The following is a 24866-nucleotide window of genomic DNA, read 5'->3' as shown; positions in this document are numbered from 1 at the left end:
AGGCTAGAGCTTATACTTTGATTTTTCAATAAGATTTAAGTGAAAAATTAGAAGTTAAAATTTACACCGACTGTAAAATTACGACCAACTTGTGGAATCGTTGATAAGAATGACGCATGTTGATAAACCTTTTCATCTAACACGTTGTTCGCATTCAAGAATACGCGATAGTCAGCCGCTTTACTGTATTGACCAGAGTAAGCTACACCGAGATTAACCATATTGTAGCTTTGCGTATCGGTTTCATATGCAGCAATCTTATCCTGTTGGAATACATGATAATACTCTGCAGAACCACTAAATCCGTCGCCAAAGTCAGCCTTGACTTTAGTACCTAAACGACCGGCTGGTACACGAGGCGCGTTCTCATTGTCAATCTTGCCACGAACGTAATCACCAAATACGCTCACTTTATAGATTGGTGAAACTTGATAGCCAGCCTCAGCTTCAGCACCATAGAAACGAGCTTTATCTTGAGTGTATTCAACCAAACGGAAGTCTTCATAACGATCTAATGTCTGTGCAAAGATATAATCGTCGAACCAGTTATGATAAACGTGAACATGGTAATCAAATGTATTGTCGTCATAATGGAAACCTAGTTCTACATTATTTGACTTCTCTTTCTTCAACTGATCATTGCCCAATTCATAGGTATTGGTCGCAAAATGCTTACCATTTGCATATAACTCTTGTGCAAGCGGTAAACGCTGTTGATGTGATGTCACAAATGAAAGTTTATAGTTTGGAGCAAACTCCCAATTCGCTGCGCCTGATACTGAAAACGCTGAACCATCAAAATCTTTCTTGCTTGAATCTTCAATATCAATTTTTTGTTGTTCTGCACGCGCTGCCAGCTCAACATGAACATCATTGAATTGCGCATGCTCTAAAGCAAATACACTCCATTTCTTGGTGGTATTCGGTGCCAAGAAAGCTTCTTGACCAGTTAAAGTCAACTTCTGTTGGCTGTACTGAGTTCCAATTACCCCTTCCCATGCCCCAAGTGGATTATGAACTAGCTCAAAACGTCCGTCATAACCCTTATTTTTGAATCGAGTCGTGATGGTATCCTCTTCGATTTCATCATGGCGATAATCAGTGTAGCTCGCTTGAGCACGCATCTTTTTAAAGCCTGCGAATGGATCATCTAATTCTGTACGGAAATCATAACGTTCAGATTTTAGATCAATCCACGGCCCACCATGTGCATGATCATGATCATGATCATGGTCATGGTCATGGTCGTGGTCGTGGTCGTGGTCGTGGTCGTGGTCATCATTCCCATGACCATGTTCACCACAATGCAAATGCGGTCGACTTGTTAAGTGTGCGCTACAGCTTTCGTATTCATGGCTATGTCCAGGTAAACCATATTTATCTTGACGGTTGCTATATGAAATCCCTGTAAAACCACGATCATAAATCCAAGATAATCCCACATTTACCGTTTGTCCTTCGGCAAAAGTATTATCTACACGACGCTCTTTTTCCCCCTCATGGAAATAGTTCGGTGCAATATAATCATTAGCTTCTCGCTTTAAACCTTCAATACGTAATGCAAATTGATCTCCCAATCCTACAGTTACGCCCGCACTTGCTAATTTTTCGTCACTGCCTGTGTTGTAACGTAGCCCTACATTACCTTCATAGCCTTTTTCTGGCATTTTTGTTGGGAGTTTACTGTCATTTACATTGACCAAACCACCCACAGTACCCGCACCAAATAATAAGGTAGATGGTCCACGAATTACTTCTACTTGCGTTGCAAGCGCAGGATCAACCGTTACGACGTGGTCAGGCGACAATGTAGAAACATCGATATTTTCTGAAGAGTTTTGAAGCACCTTAACACGTGCACCATCTTGCCCACGGATTACAGGTCGGCTAGAACCCGCACCAAATTGATTGGAATAAATGCCAACTTCACTGGCAAGTGCATCCCCAATCGTAACAGCACCTTCAGTCAAAGTTTTTTGGTCAACCACTGTATCTGCAACCGCAAAATCTTGTGAAGTTTGCTCAAGTGGATGTGCTTTGATTCTTATCGTTTCTAGCGTTTGGACTTTTTGATTTTCTGCTGCGAGTGCGGATACAGATACAGCAGCAAGTATAGATAAGGTTAAAATATTTTTTGAAAATGACATACCGTGTCTCGGATCAGCTCAAATATTAGTTGTTATACTATAACATTTCATTTATTTTGCAATAAAAAACATAGCTGAAAAAAACATTTGCTACACTGTGTCTCCATGATTTTATAAAACTTGTTTTATAACAATATGCCTTTTACCTTGTCTCACGCTGTTCTTGCACCTCCGTTATCCAAACTCAGCAAAGGTCATTTACCGATTGCAGCATTGGCAATCGGCTGTATGACACCAGATTTATATCGGTTGTTTACACCCGAAAGCATTGCTCTTACCCATCAATGGGCCGGGGTTTTATTTCCAAATCTACCCATTGGACTATTCTTTAGTTTACTTTGGTATTTACTTTATCGTCCCGTCCTCTATCGACTATTTGCAATTCGAGATGATTTAAATATTCATTCATTTGACAGTTTTATTGCTTTTAGCTTGATGAATTGCTTTGCGATTATCATTGGAACAGCAACGCATTTGATTTGGGATGGACTAACGCATCTCGACTTTCGCACCTTTGCATTTAAAACTGTACTTGCTCAGCAAATCTCGTTGTTCGGCTTTACTTATCCATTGCATTTTATCTTACAAATTGGTTCATCTATTGTCGCCCTCCCTTTTATTTTTTGGATGTGTTGGCATTACTATCAAAGTCACAAGCAAAACAGCTTGGTTCCACAAAAAATTAAAACGTTCGCAGTTGTCAGTTTAATTATTTCAGTCCTTGGCGGACTATTATCCATTTGGGATTATAGCCGTCATATTGCGTCTGAAATCTGGTTGAGTGAACCTTATTTTTTCATTGGAAAATCGATCAATGAATTTACACAGACTGGTCTCATCTTGTTTACGGTTGCATGTCTCCTGTTATTATTTTTAGATCGTAAAGCTTATAAGGCTTAGTTTTCTCTCAAAGCATCTGTTTACATATATTAAGACTTGAGACAAGACGCTCAACAAGGCATAATCTCCCCTTCATTGGTGCTGCGCTGTTTACGCATTCACCTTCTAGCCAATATAGTTTGGATATATAATTCAATATGATGCGCACTCATTACTGTGGCTCTCTTACTGAAGCCCAAATCGATCAAACAGTTACTCTATGTGGATGGGTCCACCGTCGCCGTGACCATGGTGGTGTAATTTTCCTTGATATGCGTGATCGTGATGGTCTCGTACAAGTGGTTATCGACCCAGATACCCCAGAAGCATTTGAAACTGCTGATAAAGCGCGTTCTGAATTCGTTTTAAAAATTACAGGTCGTGTTCGCCGTCGTTATGCTGGTACTGAAAATGCCAACATGGTCAGTGGTCAAATCGAGGTTTTAGGTAAAGAAATCGAAGTACTTGCTGCTTCTGAAACTCCTCCATTCCCATTGAATGATGAAAACACCAATATTTCTGAAGAAATTCGTTTGAAATATCGTTTCTTGGACATTCGTCGTCCAGAAATGCTAGAACGTTTACGCTTCCGTTCTAAAGTAACCAATTTGATCCGTAACTATTTTGAAGATCATGGTTTCTTAGACGTTGAAACACCAATTTTGACGCGTGCAACTCCTGAAGGCGCACGTGACTATTTGGTTCCAAGCCGTGTTTCAAATGGTAGCTTCTATGCACTTCCACAATCACCACAGTTGTTCAAACAATTGTTGATGGTTGGCGGTATTGATCGTTATTACCAAATCGCTAAATGTTTCCGTGACGAAGATTTACGTGCGGATCGCCAGCCTGAATTTACCCAAATCGACGTTGAAACATCGTTCATGAGTGACGATGACATCATGGATTTAATGGAAGGCTTAACGGTTAAAATGTTCGATGAATTATTGAATGTAAAATTCGATAAATTTGAACGTATGACCTATGCGGACGCAATGCGTGACTATGCATCTGACAAACCGGATATGCGTATTCCATTGAAATTGGTTGACGTTGCAGACTTAATGCAAGACGTTGAGTTCAAAGTATTCGCTGGCCCTGCGAAAGATCCTAAAGGTCGTATTGTTGCGTTACGCGTTCCAGGTGCTGGTTCGCTACCACGTAGTGCGATTGACGAATACACCAAATTCGTCGGTATCTACGGTGCAAAAGGCTTGGCTTATATTAAAGTTAACGAGCTTGAAAAAGGCATCGAAGGTCTACAATCACCAATTGTTAAGTTCATCGAGCCAATCGTACTTGATCTATTAAAACGTGTTGGTGCTGAGAACGGCGACATCGTATTCTTTGGCGCGGATAAAGCCAAAGTCGTAAACGATGCAATGGGCGCACTTCGTGTCAAAATCGGCCATGATTTGAATCTTGCAACCTGTGAATGGGCACCACTTTGGGTGGTTGACTTCCCAATGTTTGAAGAAACAGAGGATGGCAAATGGACCTCTGTTCACCATCCATTCACACTGCCAAAATCAAGTGTTGAAGAAGTGAAAAACAATCCAGGTGAAGCACTTTCTGTTGCATACGATATGGTATTGAACGGTACTGAAATCGGTGGTGGTTCACTTCGTATCTATACTTTAGAAATGCAAAAAGCGATTTTTGAGGCTCTAGGTATTGGTGAAGAAGAGGCTGAAGAGAAATTTAGCTTCCTACTCAATGCATTACGTTACGGTGCACCTCCGCACGGTGGTTTGGCATTTGGTCTTGATCGTTTGATCATGTTGATGACAGGCGCATCTTCTATTCGTGATGTGATTGCATTCCCGAAAACCAAGACAGCTGAATGTCCATTGACACAAGCACCTGCACCTGTTGAATCAAATCAATTGCGTGACCTAGGTATTCGTTTACGCGAACAAGCAAAAAAAGAAGCTTAATCATTTAAGTGAGATAAAGGCGCTGTTTACAGCGCCTTTGTTGTAAATTGAGATTGATTCTCTTTAATGGCATAATAAGCCAGTTTTCTATTGAAGGTATCTGCCCATGGCTATGCGTCCAGATGTTCGTCGACATACCATTGTTATTATTGTGTTTTCACTCGCGCAATGGTTCCTTATGCGTTACATCTTGTCGAATGAACTCTTCAATATGACCACTTATCAACGCATCTTATATTTTTGTGTCAGTAGCTTAGCCGGCGCCTTACTGATCTTTGCAGCACTGATTTATATGGTGCTCAAAGGAAATGCGGATAAGCAAGATTAATTCACATGTCCTTTTATCGTACCTTGCTTCGAGTTTTACCTTTACCATTTTTACGTAGTATTGCAAAAGTGGCGGCATACTTTATCAATCAAAATCCAAACAAAAGTATGTTATGGAAAACTCGAATCAATTTAGCTCTCGCCTATCCAGAGCTAACGATCGATCAAAAAGAAAAAATGGCTCGGGAAAGCGTCACCAAGCAATGTCTCAGTTATATCGAATCTGGGAAATGCTGGGCAATGCCTCCTGAGTGGAGCATCCAGCAAATTCATACTGTGCATAATTTAGAAGTCTTAACCGATGCACTCAATGATCCTAAAGGCGCTTTAATTATTACCCCTCATCTTGGAACTTGGGAAATGATGAATGCTTGGGTACACCAATACGGTATCCCCACCATCATGTACAAACCAATGAAAGATAGTGGCTTTAATAGCTTTGCTCTCCATGCTCGTCAGCGACTCAATGCAACATTGGTTCCAACTGATGCCAATGGTGTAAAGGCTTTATTTAAAAACCTTAAACAAGGTGGATTTAGTGTAATTTTGCCCGACCATGTGCCCCAACCTTCAGGTGGTGTTGTGGTTCCTTTCTTCGGAATTCCCTGCCTTACGAGCACATTAGCAAGTAAAATGGCACAAAAAACCCAATGTCGTTTAGTAGGTTTAAGCTGTTTTCGTCGCGAAGATGATGAAGGTTTTGATGTCTACTGTGATGATCTTAATGATCCTCAACTCTATGATCGAGATATTGAAGTTGCAACGACTGCACTGAATAAAGCAGTTGAACAGATGATCAACCGCTTTCCTACAGAGTACATGTGGGGATATAAAAGGTTTAGGGGCGGTAATCAGAAATTTTATACAAATTAAATTACATTAATTCCCATTCAGCATATTTCCCCCAAACTATTTAAATTTGACAGTACGATAAGCTGAGAATTTTTTTAACTTCAAGACCTGAAAAATTAACCGTAAAAACTCTCTCTTTATTTTAAAAGCTAAGCTTAATTGACGTTTCTGCTTAGCGATAGCAATTCTTTCTGCCGCATGCCTAACCTCACGCTCATCTTCCAAATGACTTGGAAAATTATCATATTTATTATATAGGTAAAAATCCTGTGCACAAATTGCAGGGGTTATTTGATAAACTTTGTATTGCCCATACTTCACATCACGTCCAAACAAGATATGATCAACGGGAACTAGCTCAGGCATACTTTGGATAATTTTAAGAAAGTGTTCTGCTGCTTCTCTTGATAAGATATAACCAGCACCACCTAAATGCATAGCTTTTAAATGATATAAAGCTCTACCATTCTTTAGTAATTTTGGAAAAAAAGATAAATCGACTTCTTTATCAAATGCCTCTAATTTTATGACATGAACATCATTGGGAATCCAAGAAAAGTTTTCAAAAAAACTTTGTATATTTTTACCTAGATAGACATCATCTTCAAAAATTGCCATATATTCCAAGTTTTGATCAACAATTTTCTTCCACAGCATCACATGACTTAGTAAGCAAGCCACTTCGCCATTGGTTAAAACACCCTTACGTGTTAAATCTATTCCGACACTTTGAGCAGATTCTAATGCAGTAATAGGCGTAATTGCATTATAAAAATTAAAATCAATTAAACTCTTTTTAAACTCTTCACATATATGTTGTCGTCTCTCTTTAGCTGAATCTAGGCTAATAACAAAAACATTCATCTAGGAAACCATCATAATTAATATTGATAAATACTCATCACAATTATATACAATTCAAAAGTAAAATTTAAACTAAAGTAAAAAAACTGTGATCTCATAAAAAAGTAGTCGCACGATTTAATTTTCCATTAACTCTCACTACTCTTTATAAATTTTAATTTGGTTTTATATGGAAATTCCGCTAGTTGAATAAAAATTCGATAAAACTCTCTAAGTAGCTTTTTCACTCCTTTGGGTTTAATCTGTTTCTTATCTCGCCATTGAAGGCTAGTTTTAAACTTCTGCTCATCTGGATTCAAAATATAATCTTGAATACATAAAGTCGGATTCAACTGATAGATTCCCAAATCGCCTTCATGGATATACTTTCGAAAGACAATTTGGTCAATATGATCAAGTGTATTTTGATTTTTAAGATATTCAAGAAGTGCTACTGCACCACGATAAGACAAGATATAACCCGCAGCCCCAAGATGTGATTTTCTTAAGCGCCTCAAAACAAACTCTTTATTATTAAACACTTGAAACTTTGCTAAATCCAAAATTACACTTTTATAAGACTTCTCTAACTTAATAATGTCAAACTGTAACCAACTAGAATCTTTTAAAAATAGCTCCGCATCGTGACTCAAATGCACATCATCTTCAAAAATTGCGATTGCTGATATTTTTTCATCAACTACTTTTTGCCAAAGAGAAACATGGCTCATTAAGCAGGCCACTTCGTTTTGAGTAAGATCGCCCTGACGAATGGTAAAATTAATTTTTTCAGCCTGACTCTTGATCTGAGAAGGTTCAATCGCATCAAAAAATTGAAATGGAATCTGTTTATCCCCAAACTGTTCTTGAATATGAGCTCTACGATCAGAAGCCGATTTTAAGCTGATAACAAAATTTTCCATTGTATGCTTCCGTTTATTTAAACCCAACCGTTTTAAAGAAAATAAGATTCCTGATTTGCTGAAAAATTCGAATCAACTCTAACTTGACTTTTTCCATCCCATGCTTTTTATCATATTTTCTTCTGGTTAAGCGCTCTTTATACAAATGGCTTGCAAATCTGACACTATCTTTTGTAGAAAAGAGCGTAACATCTTGGATACATAATGCTGGTTTCATCTGGCATACAGCTAAAACTTTATCTTGAATAAGCTTTTCAAACATTAAATGATCTAATGCAATCAACTTATCCAATGATTGAATATAATTGATTAATTGCTTAGCTCCATGTAAAGACAGAATATAGCCAGCCGTTCCCAGATTTTTACTTTTAAGGTCAAACAACGCTCTTTGTGGTTCAGTTTGAAACACTTTAATTTTTTCACCCAAAGCTACTTTTGGTGTAAATTCCTCTATTTTAATCAGATGCCAATCAGGTTCAATCCAAGAAGTTTCTGTCAGGAATGTTTTAACGTTCTCACCTAAATAAATATCATCTTCAAAAATTGCCATATGTGGAATATTCTCGCTAATCATTTTATTCCACAAGAACACATGGCTCATAAAGCATGCAACCTCACCCTTTGTTAAAGACTGTTCATCAACGTTTAAGTTAAGTTCTTTCGCAAAAAGAGCTGCAGGCTCGGGAGTTAAAGCATCAAAAAAGTCAAAATTTATACTTTTTTTACCGAATTCACTAGAAATATGCTCTCTACGTTCATTCGCTGTAGATAGACTGATAACAAATTTTTTCATAATAGTATAAAGCTGAAGATTAGCCGTATTTTACTATTTTTTTGAATAAGCTTCACCTCCAATTAATATAGACAACAAATGTGGTCAGATATTTAAGAGAAATCTAGAAGAGAGCCTTCCAAATACATTCCTTTTTTATAGTAATGACTCAGTGTCTTTCTTTCCTTGCCTGCAAGCTTGATCAGCTTTGGCATTTCAGTAGGCGAATGATGAATTGCCATATCAATGAGTACTTTCTCTTTGATCCATTGATGTTTCACCTGAAAATACAGTGCATTTTTATCGCAGTTAATTAAACACATACTTGGCAAATGATTACGCATTACTTTCTGACAGGCAACATACGCTACAAGATACTCGAGGCGACCAATGTGCTGAAATAAGTCCTGACAATCAGGTTCTGTTTCTTTTAATTTTTGCAAATACGCTTTAGGACTTAATTCAATCGCTGTGACCAGCTCATCAAACCAGTACTTAAAAAATGGATTTTTTTCTGCGCTAGCCAACAACCAGTTTTCAAGAACAGGAGATGCTTTAAGGGTTGTATTCTTGGCACGATAATAAGCAAAACTATTGGTCTGGGTCTTTTTAACCAGATCCTGAATCCAATCTAAAGACTCATACACGATGATACTGGCATCTAACCAGATCCCTCCATATTGATAAATCAGTTCAAAGCGGAGCAGATCGGCCTTTTGTTGTGGCGTTGCCTTTGGGAAACGGCCAAAATCAATATCACAGAAGTTTTTGACTGTATCAGGTGTGAGAAAATGGACCTCATAATCTGGATTGGTCTTTTTAACTTGTTCCACACATTCTTTCACAAATCCAGCCAGCGGACCTTCCCAATACATCCAGATTTTCTTTGGAATGGCCGCATCAGTAATAGTCGGATTAAGCACAATCAAATCTGCTTCATTGTCTATGGCAGCATTAACCCCTCTCTTTTTGTTCGAATACATCGTATAGAACTTTAAGAGATAGAATATTTTTTTAAATATTTTCATACAGGTCACTCAGCCATATCTTTATATTACTTCAGTCCATCTTTGTTCCAAAGTGATTTACCCAAACAATTTTAATTAAAAATAAAGATGTTTAATCGCATAAAAACGGTCACGCCACATTCTTTTCTGCTTCTTAAAACCATGTGAAGCACTTCTATTTTCCAGTGCTTTACGTTGAATACCCTGTGTTGCCACAGTGCCTAGAATATCACTATCAATCCCTGCAGGCTGAACGAAAGGCTGCCACACACCCAACCCTTTACCATTTTTACTTAACCAGCTTTGAAAAAAGATATCGACAGGGACTTGCATGGTTTTACCCAGCTCAACAAATGCCTCTGCACCTGCTCTTGACCATATTAATCCTACACCGCGGATCGGAAAGTAATAAGCATGCCAAATTGTATAACCATCAATCTGAACGATGTCTTTTGCTAATTTTTTCTTTTTTGCAGCAAGATTAACCACATACCATTCGAGTTCTTTATGCTGATCAAGATAGCTGATTAATGAATTAAGATTTTGTTTAAAGTTCGGTAACACTTGAATATCATCTTCAAGGACAACAAGATAATCAGCATCGGTTTCTAAAAATTTTTTAGCACAACCATAATGACTAAGGTAACAGCCTAACTCGGAACTTATCAAACTGCGACCTAATATTTTCTGGGCTGCTGCATCATCATAATTTTCAAATTCGGATAATGCTTTACCACGCCCATCATAGGCAGGAAAACGAGAAAATGCCCAATCTGCTTGTTGCAACTGAGCTGTAGCACTTGCTAAACGCTGATCACTACCCTCTAGATTTATAAGATAAGTAATAACTTTCATCCGATTTTCCTTTGCTTATCCTGCAATAGTCGCTTGGATTTGACTAGGCAAAACATCTTTAAATTTATGAATGAGTTCATGACGTATATGCTGCTCATCATTGTGTTGCAGTTGGTCCAAACTTTGAATACAACCAAATTTCACATCTGGATTAGATAAAGCCTGAGTAAATAACTCTAAATCACGATGATCTTTTAAATAAGCGATTTCAACATCATCGTTGAGAATTGCTTGGTCATTTTTAATCGCTAGATGATTAGATAAACCTACAGGTAATATCTGATCGATATTCCTAAATTTAAAGCTAATTTGCTTCTGCAATTGTTGCATATTTTTCTCAAAATAATTGCAGAGAAGTATCCGATTCAAGATATGCGGACGATGGTGAATCTCAAAATATTTAGACATGCCAACACAATCTGCACTTAACATTTGCGCCATTGTATATGAGGGTTGTGCCAGTTTTCCAAATTTATTTTGCACAAACTTTCTAACAATATATTTGATTTTTTTTACTAGATTACTTTCCCAATGCCCATACATCACCATTTGACTATCGATTAAAAAGTCTTGTGGATCAGAGGGTTGGTTAAAGAAGAAATCATCATTTAAATAAATAAAATAATCTGAAATACTTGGGATATTCCAAAGCATCGTTTCAATACTTAAAGAATTAAACGTCGGCAATGCAAATTCGTATCCTCTAAACAACTCTGTGTGGTCGACCACTCTAATTTTGCCTTTCTCACAGAGATTCTGCTGCTCAAACTGATCCAGCCATTGTGGTGTTTGTTGATCAGTGACTACATAAATTTTCCCACAATACGGTACAAATTTGAGTATGGAGGCAATACAGAAATAAATTTCATCATTACTCGCAAAACGCGTTGCATCTAAAGCATTTGACGGTGCAGTTCGATTTATAAATTGTTGACGCTTGTTTTTTAACTTAGGATCATTTCCATCCACCCAAGCAATTACGATATCAATAGGTTCTATTGTATCTTTCATAAATCAAACTCTTGTAATGATGTCGTCTTGCTTACTGCCAAGACTCTTTGATCCAATCAGAAGGCAATACATAGCGATACCACTTACCACCACCACCAGAAACTGCATCAGGTGGGTTAATCTCACCGTGGAAAATAATAATTTTTGCGCCTTTAGGTTTAATCGGCGGTTGAAAATACGCAAATGGTACTTTTCTTAAACAGTGGTATTTGTAACTCTTACACCAATCTTTATCCCAATAACTCAGCTTCCCCTCTTTGTGTACAAACCAAGAGAGATATTCTTGCTCATTGCGGAATTTTTCACGGATTTCATCAAAATTTTCACGGAAATACGGTAAAATCCCAGAAAACTCGCCGAGTTTAAAGCGATACACTGAGCTATTACCCGTGACACGCCACGGGCGTTTCCAATCGTGGATAATTAAAAACTCACCTGGTGCCTGAAAGAAACCATCGATGTTGTCGACAATCACCACGTCTAAATCGAGAAAAAGCGCATTGCCTTTTAAACCATACAGATCAGGTTCAAAGGTAGATAATTTATTCCAGCCTCGCTCGGGTGCACCTTCAGGTAAATCTAGGGATGGAATCGGAAAACATTGAACATTTGGGTCAATACCTTCAGTACGATCCGTCAAACATACCATTTTAAATGGCAATGTAAGATGGCGCTTCACCATGTTATACAAACGATTGACGTATTCAGCACCGTATTTGGTTCCCCACTTCATACACAAAATAATATTTTCTTCGTGTGTTTCTGAATTTTGTTGAATATCGACCATTTGATAACCTTGAATGCCTGAAATCGTATTTTTGCTTGGCGCATCCAAATCGCAAGCTTTAAATAATATGCACCGAATACCAACTATCTTAGCATAGGCATGATTAAATTGATTATTATAAATTCGTCAAACAACAAGCATTAGCGTGGGTTTATTTTTAAAACTAATTCACACCAAATAAATCTCGCGTATAGATTTTTTCCATCACATCCCCAAACATTGGCACCATTCTGTTCACAATGATCAAATCCGATTGGTTTTTAAACTTTTGCAAACTAAACTCAATCGGATGACCTAAATATTCCTTCACATCCAGCGTCGGTTCATAAATCACGATTTTGATTCCATGATCAGCTAGACCTTGAAGTACATCATGCACCGCAGACTCTCTAAAATTATCTGAATCAGCTTTCATGGTTAATCGATAAATCCCAACACATGCAACATTTCGGCTTAAAATATCTTCAATAATCGCTTGTTTGCGTGTTTGGTTGGATCGAATAATTGCAGAAATCAGTTCTTGTGGTGTTTCGTGATAATTGGCGAGCAACTGTTTGGTGTCTTTCGGTAAGCAATAACCACCATACCCAAAAGACGGATTATTGTAGTGATCGCCAATTCGCTGATCCAACCCGACACCTTTAATAATATCTAGCGCGCTTAATTTATTTTTTATGCAATAGGTGTCCAACTCATTAAAGAAAGCAACGCGCATCGCCAAATATGTGTTAGAAAATAATTTAATTGCTTCAGCTTCTGTGGACTCCACACATAGCAATACCGCATCTTTTTTAATTGTTGCTTTAAGATACAGCTTAGCAATTTTCTCTGCACGTCTTGATTTCTCACCAACAATAATACGAGCAGGGTATAGATTATCTTGCAAAGCTTGCCCTTCCCGTAAAAACTCAGGAGAGAAAATCAGATTTTTTAATTTGAGTCTTTTCGAGATTTCTTGGGTATAACCGACAGGAACTGTTGATTTGATTAACATCAACGCTTTGGGATTGACAGCCTGCACATCATTAATCACGGCTTCGATACTTGAAGTATCGAAATAATTCGTTTCAGGATTATAGTTGGTGGGTGTTGCGATGATAATCAGCTTAGCATCTTGATAAGCCAAAGTCTTATCGCAAGTCGCCTCAACGTGAGATTCGGATAAATAATTTTGAATACAGGTATCACTGATCGGAGATACTTTCTGATTGATTTGCTTCACTCGAGCCTTATCAATATCTAAGATCATCACATCGTGTTGTTTGGAAAATAATAAGGCATTCGATAAGCCCACATACCCAGCACCAACCACCGTAATTTTCATTGTTACTCTATTTTTTAATTTTGCTTATAGATCAAGCTAATTGAGTTAAATGAAAGATTGATGATCGTTTGGTTGCAATCTATTGACAGTTTTAGCATAAAAAAAGCGAAGCCTAAGCTTCGCTTTAATCATGGATTAAGCTTATTTGATATAAGTTAACCAATCTGCATACTTGTCATTACGACCTTGTACGGCATCAAAGAAAGTCTTTTGAATTTCAGTGGTGATCGGACCACGTGAACCACAACCGATTTGACGGTCATCATATTCACGAATTGGTGTGACTTCAGCAGCAGTACCCGTAAAGAAAGCTTCATCTGCGATATAGAATTCATCACGCGTGATACGGCGTTCAACGATTTCATAACCCAAGTCTTTCGCAATGGTCATCACGGTTTGACGAGTAATCCCTTCTAATGCGCCACCAGCCAAATCTGGTGTATGTAAGACACCATCTTTGATCAAGAATACGTTCTCACCCGCGCCTTGGCATACAAAGCCCTGAGGATCAAGCAACATTGCTTCGTCATAACCTGCACGTGCCACTTCTTGATGTGCCAAGATGGAAACAGTGTAGTTACCACATGCTTTTGCTTTACACATGGTCACGTTTGGATGATGGTGCGTAAATGAAGAGGTTTTTACACGAATACCGTGCGCCATTGCTTCTTCACCAAGATATGCACCCCAACCCCATGCCGCAACCGCAGCATGAATTGTATTTTCAGTTGCAGCAATACCCAACTTCTCAGAACCAATCCAAATAAGCGGACGCAAATAGCAAGATGCCAATTTATTTTCGCGCACAACATCAATTTGTGCTTGTTCTAATGTCGCTTGATCAAATGGCACATTCATTTGATAAATTTTTGCTGAATTTAATAAACGCTTAGTGTGATCTTGCAAACGGAAGATGGCTGTTCCATTTGGTGTTTCATAAGCACGAACACCTTCAAAGACACCCATACTATAATGCAGTGTATGTGTTAAGACGTGAATTTTTGCATCACGCCAATCAACTAATTTTCCATCTTGCCAAATAAAACCATCACGATCAGCCAAACTCATCGCACATACTCCATTTTTTTCTACACAATTATTCACTTTCCAATGCTATTGCAGTTGGATCAACTAATCTTTGCCATAACTTGCAAACGATCTCACGGGTATCGTGCCAATCCGCAGCATTGACTTGCATAGATTGATTTGCAAGCGCTAGACGGTGACTCTCAGCTCGTTCACGGAGATAAGCGTGGATTAATGCTGTGGCATCTTCACTGGATAAGCAGCCTGCTTTAGCAGCATCTTCTAGAATTCTTACATTATCGGAATAATGGGCGAGATCTGGATTCGTCCCACTCCATGCAAGTACCGCATACTGTGCCATAAATTCAATGTCAACGATACCACCTGAGTCCTGTTTTAAATGAAAAATCCCATGTTTTTTTTGCTCAGAAGATGAACCTAAATGATCTTTCATTTTTTGACGCATTTTGATCACTTCTTCACGTACCATATTTTCATCACGGACTTGGGTCAGGATCTGACAACGTACCTTCTCGAACTGCTGACACAAAGCCTTCTCACCAGCGATAGAGCGCGCACGAACCAATGCTTGGTGCTCCCACAACCATGCGCTTTTCTGCTGATATTGCTCAAAAGCCTTGAGGCTTGTCACCAACATTCCTGCTTCACCTGAAGGTCGCAAACGCGTATCAATTTCGTAGACACGACCATCCAAAGTTTGTGTGGTCATCAAAGACATGAACTTCTGTGCAACACGAATTGCAAACTCAGCGCCACTAATTGACTTACGCCCATCCGTTTCACTTTGCTCTTCAAAGGTATGAATAAACACTAAATCAAGATCAGAACCATAACCAAGTTCAATGCCACCCAATTTCCCATAACCGATCACAGCAAAGCCTTTGGCATCTAAACTACAACGTTCACCTGTATTGCTGAGTGGATAACCATGACGCTGTGCGACTGCTTCATAAGCTAAATTCAATGTGGCCTGTACACTAACTTCTGCAATATCAGTTAAGGCATCAGATACTTTCATTAGCGGACTTTCTGCCAATACATCACTGGCAGCAACCGTTAAGACATTACTCTTTTTAAAGAGTCGTAACACTCGCATCTGATCTTCAACTTGATCAATTTCAATGCGCAATAACTGTTGGCGTAACGAATCTTCTAAATCTTGGCGTTGTGGCAAGCCAAAATCCATCGATAAGAACTCATCTAATAACACCGGATATTGCGCCAGTTCCTCGCAAATCCACGGACTCACGGTTGCCATTTTTACGAGTCGCTGCAAAGCTCCACGACTTTCCATCAACATCACTAAATACACAGTGCGGCGTAACACCGACTCCACCAATGGCATTAAACGCAATAATGCCACTTGTGGCCGATCTGACTGTAAAATTGCTTCTATCAAATGTGGCCAGAACTTCTTTAATCGTTCTAGCGCACTGGCTGGAATCTTGCGTAATGCTTGCCCATGCCAAAAATTCTGAATCAAATTTTGCGCATCAGGATCTAGCACTGCATTCAATTGCTGTTCCAATTGGATAAAATCATCAATCGGCGCAGAGAATTCTTTTTCCTGAATCAACTGTTTAAACTGAACTTTAACTTTGTCTCGTTTCTGATTGAGCTCAGCTAAAAAAGCAGACCAATCAGCAAAGCCCAACGTATCCAGCATCCGCTGTCTCAGATCTGGCTCTGTTGGTAAGGACTGTGTTTGTTGATCGTTCAGTGCCTGAATGGCATGCTCAACCCGTCTTAAAAATAAATAAGCATCTTCTAAATCAATAACCGCTTGCGCATCCAGCAACTCAGCTTGTCCAAGATGCTGTAAGTTCACCAAACATTGACGATCTTGTAACTCACGTCTCGAACCGCCATAAATCAACTGAAAAACTTGAACAATAAACTCGATTTCGCGAATCCCACCTGCACCCAACTTGATATCATCTTCAATATTGCGGCGCATGACTTCACGTTCGATCATGGCTTTCATTTCACGCATTGCAGCAAATGCTGAATAGTCCACATAGCGGCGAAATACAAATGGACGTGACATTTCCATCAGATCATCGCCAGCTTGTCCCCCTGTGATGACCCGTGCCTTAATCCATGCATAACGTTCCCACTCTCGTCCGTGCTGGCTTAAATATTTTTCTAAACCACTGTGACTAATGGCTAATGCCGAGCCATCCCCCCACGGACGCAAGCGCATATCGACACGAAAAACAAAGCCATCAGCAGTAATATGATCCAGCAAATAAATCAGTTTCTGTCCCCACAGAATACAGAATTGCTGCACATCGATACTTTTTCGGCCATTACTTTCACCTTGTTCGTCAAAAGCAAAAATCAAATCAATGTCACTGGATAAATTCAGCTCTTGTGCGCCTAATTTCCCCATACCGATCACAATCAAATCTTGAAACTGACCTGAGTATCCAATCGGTTCGCCATGTTTGGCAATCAAAGGAGGCAATGCAAATGCCTTTGCCGCACAAATACTAGCATCAGCAAAGTCTGATAACTCTCGAGTTAATGTCACAACATCTGTAAGTTGATTGGCATCCTGCCAAATCCAGCGGAACATCAATCTAGCACGTAAGATACGTAAGGCTTTCATCCAAGCCTGTTCATCGCTTATATCTGCAACAGCATGTTGAACCTTGTCAAAAATATTTTCAGTCGAAAGTGAGCAAAGAAATTGATCTTCTGCATAATCTTGTTCTAATTGTAATGTGTATAAATTTAAAACTTGTTCTGCATATTGACTTGCGACTAAGGTTTTTTCTAGCTGTTCCACATTCATATAAAAAAAGCTCAACTGATGCCATCGTAATAAGATCTATAACACCATTGTAGTTATATCAGTTACTGACCAAGGATTAAAATCTGTTTAGACTAATTTTTCCTGACTTTTATTTTGCTCAACGCACAAATCTACATGTTCACGCGCAACAGGCAATACCACCTTAAACAAAGTCCCTTCTCCTTCTTTTGAACTGGCACTGATCTTCCCGTGATTCATTTCAACAAAACGCTTACACAACGCCAACCCCAGCCCCGCACCTTTCTCACCTGCAGTGCCTTTTAAACTGATGGTTATACGTGGTTGAAACAAATCTTTGAGCTGATCAGGGGTCATACCTAAACCCGTATCTTTAATATAGATCTCAACAACGTCACCACGTGCCTTTGCTTTAATATAAACTTTGCCTGAACCATCCACATCGGTGAACTTCAGCGCATTTGAAACAAGATTTTGGATGACAGAAGTAATCATATTCATATCAGCATAAACTTTGAGGTTTTCATCGACCTCATTCACCAATTCAATATGCTTTTTCAAAGCCAAAGTTTTTAAAATATCAGTCACAATATTGGTTATTTGACGCAACTTAAAATTAATTGGGTGATAAACAAAACGCCCACCTTCAGCCATCGCCCAATTGAGTAGACTTTCTAATAAGTTATATGTTGATTGCGAGGTATCATGCAGATAATCAGCAATATTTTGAATACTCGACTCATCTAAGGTTTCACGTTCTTTCGCCAGAATCTCTGAAAACCCCAACAATCCATGAAATGGTGCTCTTAAATCATGCGAGATAATCGAGAAAAACTTAGTTTTACTAACATTGAGCGCAGCTTCTTGCTCATAAAGTTCCTTTAATTCATCATGATTAAATTTCAACTCAAGCTGCTGCATAAAGTTACGACAATGTGCTTGCAATAACTCTGTTTGTAGTTTTGAGAAGGCCTGCGCCTCTTCATCAAATAGGATCACATACCCCAAGGATGTCTGATCTGGATGTCTTAAATGCAACGCAACAGCACGTTGGACTTTCTTCTTGAAAACATTAAGAAAAGCCATCAAACTTGGGTAGCGAGGATGATCACAATCAATCAGATCATTATTGACAAATAAGGTATTTAAACTTTTTGCAATTTTTGTAGAATCAATTGCTTGTAGTTTTTCTGGGCAACGATGCCATAAATAGGGTTCTTGGTGGAATGCGAGCAATGCGGTACTTGCCTGCATCAATTTACGATTAAATTGCAGGAATTGTTCAATCAAGTTTTGCTCTGAGTTAAGACCCAAAGAAAGTGAAATTTTACAAGCGCTTAGCTTATCGGCTTGCTGTAATTCTAATAATTGAATAGCCATGCCCGCCTCTCGAATATTATCATTATTTGGTTATTTACGTTTTATTAAAAAAAATGTGAAAACCATCACTTAGTATTAACAAACTTTAACATAAAAGGCAATTGCTGCTTCCGACAATTTCGCAACAAAACGTGAAATTTCAACAATAATTTATTTCATTATTATAAAAATAGTAATTTTTGAACAATTTTTATAAAAAAACGATAAATTGCTCTAAAATTCAGCAACTGTTAAATCTGCATGATTGACAAGTGATTTAAACAAGGTATTATACGCAACACAAAGCATCGCACTCTTCCCGAGGTGGTGAAATTGGTAGACGCGGCGGACTCAAAATCCGCTGTCAGAGATGACGTGTCGGTTCGAGTCCGACCCTCGGGACCAAAATTTCAAAACCCCAAACTAGCACTAAAAGTTTGGGGTTTTTTCATATGTGGTAAAGAAAAATATGCAACTCTCCGACTTCTCTTTTGATCTCCCAGATGAACTTATCGCTCGCTACCCATTAGAAAGCCGCAGCGCATCACGCCTACTCCATATCGATACTCAAGGTCAGTATTACGACCATGCTTTCACCGATATTCTCGATCTACTTGAAGACGGTGATTTGCTGGTACTGAATGACACCAAAGTCATGAAAGCACGCTTAAAAGGTAAACGTGCGACAGGTGGTGCAATCGAAGTTCTGGTTGAGCGCATGTTGGATACTCACACGGCCCATTGCCATATCAAATCAAGCAACTCACCCAAAGCAGGTGCCGAACTGTATATCGGTGAAGATGCTGTTCCTGTCACCGTACAAGGTCGCCACGAAAACCTGTTTGTGGTGAAATTTTCACAACCGATTCTATCGGTACTGGATCAATACGGTCAGCTGCCGATTCCACCTTATTTCAATCGTGAAGCCGAAGAGATTGATACCGAACGTTATCAAACTGTGTTCCACGATCCTGAAAAAATTGCCAGCGTTGCAGCCCCAACAGCCAGTCTGCATTTCGACCAAAGCTTATTAGAAAAACTAGCCACTAAAGGCGTACAAAAAACATTTGTGACCTTGCACGTCGGTGCAGGGACATTTATGCCTGTACGTACTACAGACATTACCAATCACATTATGCACAGTGAATGGTGTGACGTACCACAAGCGACGATTGACCTGATTTTGGAAACCAAAGCACGTGGTAATAAAGTTATTGCAGTAGGCACTACGGCGACCCGTGCGCTGGAAAGTGCAGCACAAGCAAATGATGGCAAAATCGCAGCATGGACAGGCGACACTCAGATTTTCATTTATCCAGGTTATCAGTTCTGTATCGTGGATCGTTTGATTACCAACTTCCATTTACCTGAATCAACCTTATTGATGCTGGTTTCAGCGTTGTCGAATCGAGATAACATATTGGCTGCGTATAAACATGCCGTGGAGCAACGCTATCGCTTCTTTAGTTATGGCGATGCTATGTTGATTGATAAACTTGCTTAAATATATTTCCATAGGCTAAATCATGGTTTAGCCTATTTTTTAATATGATGATTTAAAAAAATTATGCCATTTATATCTAAAAAAATTCAAAAAGCTTTTCAAAATCAATTTATGCATAATCAGGTGACCTTAGAAAATATTGAGGCCATTCGCCACTTCCTTGAGGAACACCCTTCACCCGACACACTTATTAATCACTTAAAACACTGGCAAGGCGAGCAAAACCTGTATATCAAGAATTACCTGTACTGGACAATGTCCACGCTGAGCCTGATTTTTTTATTGGCAGGCCTTTTGTTCTCTGCCTACTATCTATTTGTTTGTGTTGTTCTGTTTAGTATTGGTGCGCGTTATCGTATTCCGACAACTGAATTAGACAGCCTAAAAGAACAATTAAGAATCTATGTTCTGGAGCAGACCTATCAGATTAAGTTTCATGCTGATAGCACCCCCTTAAATCCTGCTTTACTGGATCATCCCTTATTTAAATTAGGTGATAAAGACAATATTGTTAAAATATTGCTAGATGGGCAATTAGTGATTAAACAAAAAACATATGATTATTCTGTTTTTAACTATCACTACACCTATCAAACAAGAATAACCGATGATCAAGGCAAAGAATTCTATGAAACGACCCATTGTGATCTGTGGGGCGTACTGATGGAGAATTTTCCATTCAAAGGCATCAGCATCTCAGCTCACTATAAACATCAATGTCATCTAGGTATAGAGTGGAAATCTAGTGATATTCTCTTTAATAAGAAGTATCAGCAAACTGGCGTAAATAAATACGAGTTTGTTAAATTTTTAACTCCAGAAAGGCTATTGTCACTGGAAAAAATGATGCAAACTTTTCATGGGGATTTTTATGTACCTCCACAAACTAGTGTGATGTACTGGTTATTCAATGAATCCCCTTTAATCGAGAGTAATTATTTATTTCAGGCAATCACGGTAAATAAACTTGCTGAAAAGCTAGAACAACTTCAAATGCCAAAACTTCAACGTTTACAAGAAGCTCTTACCAGTCTACTCAAGACTCTCTAATTGCATCTATAACGATTAAAATAGCCCACAAGGTACTTCTTAGTTTCTGAAATTTAAAGCATAATCCACTCATCATCGACCTATTATAATGAACTGATCCTTTCCATGCCGATCGATACTGTACAACAAGCGCTTCATATAAGACGTAAAAAAAATGCTCAGGTTTTCCGTAATATCGCTCGGCTTTGGGATATTGGAAACAAATCAACCAATGATCAAGAGTTACTCGACAAGTTACATCCGTGGGGTGAAGCACATGATCTACATTTTTTTAATGTACTCCCCTTGCTCCTCACCATCGTTAGTGTCTGTTGCTTAGTGTTTGGCTACTTTATTCATCCGCATATTCAGTTCATTTGGAGCTTTTTAGCTGCATTTTTGATAGGATTTTTAGCCTATCTACTCTACGAGCCGAAACAACCTTTAATTCAGGTGACCGAGTTTCTCGAACAACGCATGATGACGCTACGTTATCAGTTAAATTTCCAGCAACTCCCAACCTATCTCCCAATCCAAGCACAACCCAGCTTAGTCATCAGCCGACTACGACAACTCTTTCCATTGTTTTATCGTGGTACTGAATCCAATCAAATTACCCAATATGCATCTACGACGTGGCATGATGGAACAACTGAGCATCAAGTTCTCATCTTTCAATATCACTATGTCAGTGAAATGCCGATCCTCCAAGATAAAACGAGTGATAAAAAAATCGTCAAGGAAATTCACAAAGATTTGTGGGGAGCTTTCATATTTCAAATACCCAACCTAGGTATCGCTGTCAGCAATCAACGCTCTCGTTTTTTTGAACCTTATGGTAGTGTTTGGGAAAGTAGTGATATTTCAGTAAATCGCAATCTAAAAATTTTTGGCTGTAGTCAACATGAACTGGCTAAAAGCATTAGTCCAAGTATGACCCTAAAATTACATGATTTTTTTCAACACTTTAAAGGTGATTTAATTTATCATCATCAAGAGCAAATACTTTGCTATGTTGGGGAACAAAACCTATTACAAACAACCAGTAAGCGCGATCAAATCAATGATATTCCTGCATTACGTGGACATTTACGCACCATGACCATGCCTCAATATCAAAGGTTCCAAGAATTGATGCTTAACTTAATTCGATAAAATTTCCCTCAGCGACGCATACATAGCATAAGTCGAAAGGGACAAAATAAAGGGGTATGGCGATGACAGGCTTAATTATTTTCTTAGGCATTTTCGTTGTCTTAATTGTTTGGGGAATTCATATCCGCAATACGATTGTGCGATATTTCAATGCAACCAAACGTGCGTGGGCAGAAGTTGCCAACTTCGAACGCCAGAAAGTCAAAACCTTAGAGGCTTTAGAAGATACGCTCAGTAAATACACTGTGTTTGAAAAATCAACTCTAGAGCAAGTGACGGCTTTACGTCAGCAAATCATGAATTTGAATGTGAATGACACCGATATTGCTAAATTGCAGCAGATTGAAAAATTAAATACCGATTTGATGCGTAGTCTAAATGTCGTTGTAGAAAACTATCCAGAACTAAAAGCTGACACGCTGTACAGCAAAATGATGGATGATATTCAAGAACAAAATGAAAATGTTGGTGCAGCAATCACCATATTTAACCGTAATGTCGAGTTATTTAATAATCACATTCAGATTTTTCCAAACAACTTAGTGAATACCATGACCTTAGCAAAGAAAGCGATTCGTCCTTTCCGCGATCAAGTAATTGACCGTAATTTTGACTACAAACCAAATTTTTAACGCAAGCTACATTTAGTAGTAGAACTACACGCCATAATCAAGGAAAATACCCGCTTTTGATCAGCGAACTGTTTTTTCGCCTTGATGGATAGTGTCATGAAATTTGAGAAATTAGGTCAGTCGGGACGCGCCCGTCGTGGTCGACTTACCTTAGAACATGGTGTTGTTGAAACACCTGTATTTATGCCTGTCGGTACCTATGGTACGGTAAAAGGCATGTTGCCTCGTGATATTGAAGAAATTCAGGCACAGATTATTTTAGGTAACACCTTCCATTTATATTTACGTCCAGGCTTAGAAGTCATCAAAGAGCACGGTGGCCTGCATGAGTTTATCCAATGGGATAAGCCGATTTTGACTGACTCTGGTGGCTTCCAAGTGTTCAGCTTGGGTGCAATGCGTAAGATCAAAGAAGAAGGTGTGACTTTCCGCTCACCGATCGACGGTTCAAAAGTATTTTTATCTCCAGAAATTTCGATGGAGATTCAACATGTGCTTAATTCAGACATCGTGATGATCTTTGATGAGTGCACACCTTACCCTGCTACTCATGAAGAAGCACAAAAATCATTGCAACTTTCATTGCGCTGGGCAAAACGTTGTAAAACGCACCATCACGATGAGCTCAAGAATAAAAATGCATTATTCGGCATTATTCAAGGTGGGATGTACGAAGACCTGCGTGATGAATCACTCAAAGGTTTACTAGAAGTCGGTTTCGATGGTTATGCCATTGGTGGTTTATCGGTAGGTGAACCTAAAGAAGAAATGATCAAAGTATTGGATTATCTTCCAAATAAAATGCCCGAAGACAAACCACGTTATCTAATGGGTGTAGGAAAACCAGAAGATATCGTTGAAGCTGTACGTCGTGGTGTCGACATGTTTGACTGTGTCATGCCAACACGAAACGCACGTAATGGTCACTATTTTGTCACCGATGGGCTGGTAAGAATTCGTAACAGTAAATATCGTCATGATAAAGGGCCTTTAGACCCACATTGTGATTGTTACACTTGTAAAAACTTTACTCGTGCCTATTTATATCATTTAGAGAAGTGCGGTGAAATGCTGGCATCTATGTTGGGCACAATCCATAACTTACGCTACTACCAGCGCTTAACCCAAGGCATGCGTGATGCCTTGGATAATGGCACTTTTGATGCCTATGTTGAAGATTTTTATGCACGTCGTGGTTTAGATGTGCCACCTTGTCCAAATTAATCTATCAAGATTTGCACGTAACGCCAAGACAAGGTACATTGCAAAACGAATTGGAACTTAATGTCAATTTTTTGACCTTTTAAACTTTAGGAAATTAAAATGAGCTTTTTCATTTCTACTGCCCATGCTGCTGATGCAGCAGCCCAAGGCCCAAGCTTGATGGCAAACTTATTGATGATCGCTGTATTTGTTGCGATCTTCTATTTCTTGATCTGGCGTCCACAAGCAAAACGTGCCAAAGAGCATCGTAGCTTGGTTGAAAGCTTAGGTGTTGGTAGTGAAATCGTATTTGCGGGTGGCTTAATGGGCAAAATTATTCGTTTAGATGGCGACTTTGCAACAGTTGAACTCAGCCGCGGTGTAGAAGTAAAAATCCAACGTGCAAGTGTTATTTCAGTCTTACCTGAAGGCACACTCAATAACCTTTAATCATTAAGATAGTCGTGCCTAAGCACGACTTTTTCATTTAAGAAGAA

22 protein-coding genes and 1 tRNA gene are annotated in these 24866 nt (G+C 38.8%); 11 read left to right on the top strand and 12 right to left on the bottom strand.

Annotated features, from left to right (window positions below; all coding sequences use genetic code 11):
• Positions 1 to 47: 47 nt before the first annotated feature.
• The gene (znuD, locus tag DS737_RS02775) at positions 48 to 2147 is read right to left on the bottom strand and encodes a zinc piracy TonB-dependent receptor ZnuD (protein ID WP_113996707.1); all 2100 of its coding nucleotides are present in this window, start codon (positions 2145 to 2147) and stop codon (positions 48 to 50) included.
• A 135-nt stretch (positions 2148 to 2282) separates the two neighbouring features.
• On the opposite strand from znuD, the gene DS737_RS02770 reads away from it, so the two are divergent.
• From DS737_RS02770 to DS737_RS02755, 4 genes are all read left to right on the top strand, one after another.
• Positions 2283 to 3047, top strand: coding sequence for a DUF4184 family protein (locus DS737_RS02770; protein WP_113996706.1), 765 nt, complete (start codon positions 2283 to 2285; stop codon positions 3045 to 3047).
• Between the two features lie 137 nt (positions 3048 to 3184).
• Entirely contained in the window at positions 3185 to 4963 is a 1779-nt protein-coding gene (gene aspS, locus DS737_RS02765; protein WP_113996705.1) for an aspartate--tRNA ligase, read from the top strand.
• Between the two features lie 106 nt (positions 4964 to 5069).
• Positions 5070 to 5291, top strand: a complete 222-nt coding sequence (locus DS737_RS02760; RefSeq protein ID WP_004640773.1) for a hypothetical protein — start codon at positions 5070 to 5072, stop codon at positions 5289 to 5291.
• Between the two features lie 5 nt (positions 5292 to 5296).
• A complete protein-coding gene (locus DS737_RS02755) occupies positions 5297 to 6163 on the top strand; it encodes a lysophospholipid acyltransferase family protein (RefSeq protein WP_113996704.1) in 867 nt (288 codons plus the stop codon).
• 36 nt (positions 6164 to 6199) lie between these two features.
• Here DS737_RS02755 and DS737_RS02750 read toward each other — a convergent pair whose 3' ends face one another.
• The 11 genes from DS737_RS02750 to DS737_RS02700 all read right to left on the bottom strand — a co-directional run bounded on the left by DS737_RS02750 (position 6200) and on the right by DS737_RS02700 (position 18867).
• The gene (locus DS737_RS02750) at positions 6200 to 7006 is read right to left on the bottom strand and encodes a glycosyltransferase family 25 protein (protein WP_113996703.1); all 807 of its coding nucleotides are present in this window, start codon (positions 7004 to 7006) and stop codon (positions 6200 to 6202) included.
• Between the two features lie 128 nt (positions 7007 to 7134).
• Positions 7135 to 7908 (bottom strand): glycosyltransferase family 25 protein, encoded by a 774-nt coding sequence (locus DS737_RS02745; protein WP_113996702.1) that lies wholly within the window; start codon positions 7906 to 7908, stop codon positions 7135 to 7137.
• A gap of 13 nt (positions 7909 to 7921) precedes the next feature.
• Complete coding sequence (locus DS737_RS02740) at positions 7922 to 8701, bottom strand: glycosyltransferase family 25 protein (protein ID WP_113996701.1); 780 nt, start codon at positions 8699 to 8701, stop codon at positions 7922 to 7924.
• A 92-nt stretch (positions 8702 to 8793) separates the two neighbouring features.
• Positions 8794 to 9708, bottom strand: coding sequence for a glycosyltransferase family 32 protein (locus DS737_RS02735; RefSeq protein WP_113996700.1), 915 nt, complete (start codon positions 9706 to 9708; stop codon positions 8794 to 8796).
• Between the two features lie 75 nt (positions 9709 to 9783).
• Positions 9784 to 10542 carry a glycosyltransferase family 25 protein gene (locus DS737_RS02730; protein ID WP_113996699.1) on the bottom strand — a complete coding sequence of 253 codons (759 nt, stop codon included), beginning with the start codon at positions 10540 to 10542 and terminating at the stop codon, positions 9784 to 9786.
• A 15-nt stretch (positions 10543 to 10557) separates the two neighbouring features.
• Positions 10558 to 11553, bottom strand: coding sequence for a Stealth CR1 domain-containing protein (locus DS737_RS02725; RefSeq protein ID WP_113996698.1), 996 nt, complete (start codon positions 11551 to 11553; stop codon positions 10558 to 10560).
• 31 nt (positions 11554 to 11584) lie between these two features.
• Entirely contained in the window at positions 11585 to 12340 is a 756-nt protein-coding gene (locus tag DS737_RS02720) for a hypothetical protein (protein ID WP_042874730.1), read from the bottom strand.
• A 163-nt stretch (positions 12341 to 12503) separates the two neighbouring features.
• Positions 12504 to 13664, bottom strand: coding sequence for a nucleotide sugar dehydrogenase (locus DS737_RS02715; RefSeq protein ID WP_004640788.1), 1161 nt, complete (start codon positions 13662 to 13664; stop codon positions 12504 to 12506).
• Between the two features lie 141 nt (positions 13665 to 13805).
• Entirely contained in the window at positions 13806 to 14732 is a 927-nt protein-coding gene (locus DS737_RS02710; protein WP_113996697.1) for a branched-chain amino acid transaminase, read from the bottom strand.
• Between the two features lie 28 nt (positions 14733 to 14760).
• Complete coding sequence (gene glnE / locus DS737_RS02705; RefSeq protein ID WP_113996696.1) at positions 14761 to 17508, bottom strand: bifunctional [glutamate--ammonia ligase]-adenylyl-L-tyrosine phosphorylase/[glutamate--ammonia-ligase] adenylyltransferase; 2748 nt, start codon at positions 17506 to 17508, stop codon at positions 14761 to 14763.
• 87 nt (positions 17509 to 17595) lie between these two features.
• Positions 17596 to 18867, bottom strand: a complete 1272-nt coding sequence (locus DS737_RS02700; RefSeq protein ID WP_004640791.1) for a sensor histidine kinase — start codon at positions 18865 to 18867, stop codon at positions 17596 to 17598.
• A gap of 297 nt (positions 18868 to 19164) precedes the next feature.
• On the opposite strand from DS737_RS02700, the gene DS737_RS02695 reads away from it, so the two are divergent.
• The 7 genes from DS737_RS02695 (at position 19165) to yajC (ending at position 24819) form a co-directional block, all read left to right on the top strand.
• A tRNA-Leu gene (locus tag DS737_RS02695) sits at positions 19165 to 19251 on the top strand.
• 64 nt (positions 19252 to 19315) lie between these two features.
• Positions 19316 to 20350 carry a tRNA preQ1(34) S-adenosylmethionine ribosyltransferase-isomerase QueA gene (queA, locus tag DS737_RS02690; protein WP_113996695.1) on the top strand — a complete coding sequence of 345 codons (1035 nt, stop codon included), beginning with the start codon at positions 19316 to 19318 and terminating at the stop codon, positions 20348 to 20350.
• Positions 20351 to 20413: 63 nt separating this feature from the next.
• Positions 20414 to 21400: a hypothetical protein gene (locus DS737_RS02685; protein WP_113996694.1), complete on the top strand. Its 987-nt coding sequence runs from the start codon at positions 20414 to 20416 to the stop codon at positions 21398 to 21400.
• A 105-nt stretch (positions 21401 to 21505) separates the two neighbouring features.
• Positions 21506 to 22534 (top strand): hypothetical protein, encoded by a 1029-nt coding sequence (locus DS737_RS02680; protein ID WP_113996693.1) that lies wholly within the window; start codon positions 21506 to 21508, stop codon positions 22532 to 22534.
• A gap of 62 nt (positions 22535 to 22596) precedes the next feature.
• A complete protein-coding gene (locus tag DS737_RS02675) occupies positions 22597 to 23166 on the top strand; it encodes a LemA family protein (protein ID WP_005083367.1) in 570 nt (189 codons plus the stop codon).
• A gap of 96 nt (positions 23167 to 23262) precedes the next feature.
• Positions 23263 to 24390, top strand: a complete 1128-nt coding sequence (tgt, locus tag DS737_RS02670) for a tRNA guanosine(34) transglycosylase Tgt (RefSeq protein ID WP_005083369.1) — start codon at positions 23263 to 23265, stop codon at positions 24388 to 24390.
• A gap of 99 nt (positions 24391 to 24489) precedes the next feature.
• Complete coding sequence (yajC, locus tag DS737_RS02665; RefSeq protein WP_004640804.1) at positions 24490 to 24819, top strand: preprotein translocase subunit YajC; 330 nt, start codon at positions 24490 to 24492, stop codon at positions 24817 to 24819.
• Positions 24820 to 24866: the final 47 nt, after the last annotated feature.

Source organism: Acinetobacter haemolyticus, from assembly GCF_003323815.1.
Lineage (GTDB): Bacteria > Pseudomonadota > Gammaproteobacteria > Pseudomonadales > Moraxellaceae > Acinetobacter > Acinetobacter haemolyticus.
The sequence above is the reverse complement of the archived record's forward strand: the minus strand, read 5'-3'. Positions and strand labels throughout refer to the sequence as shown.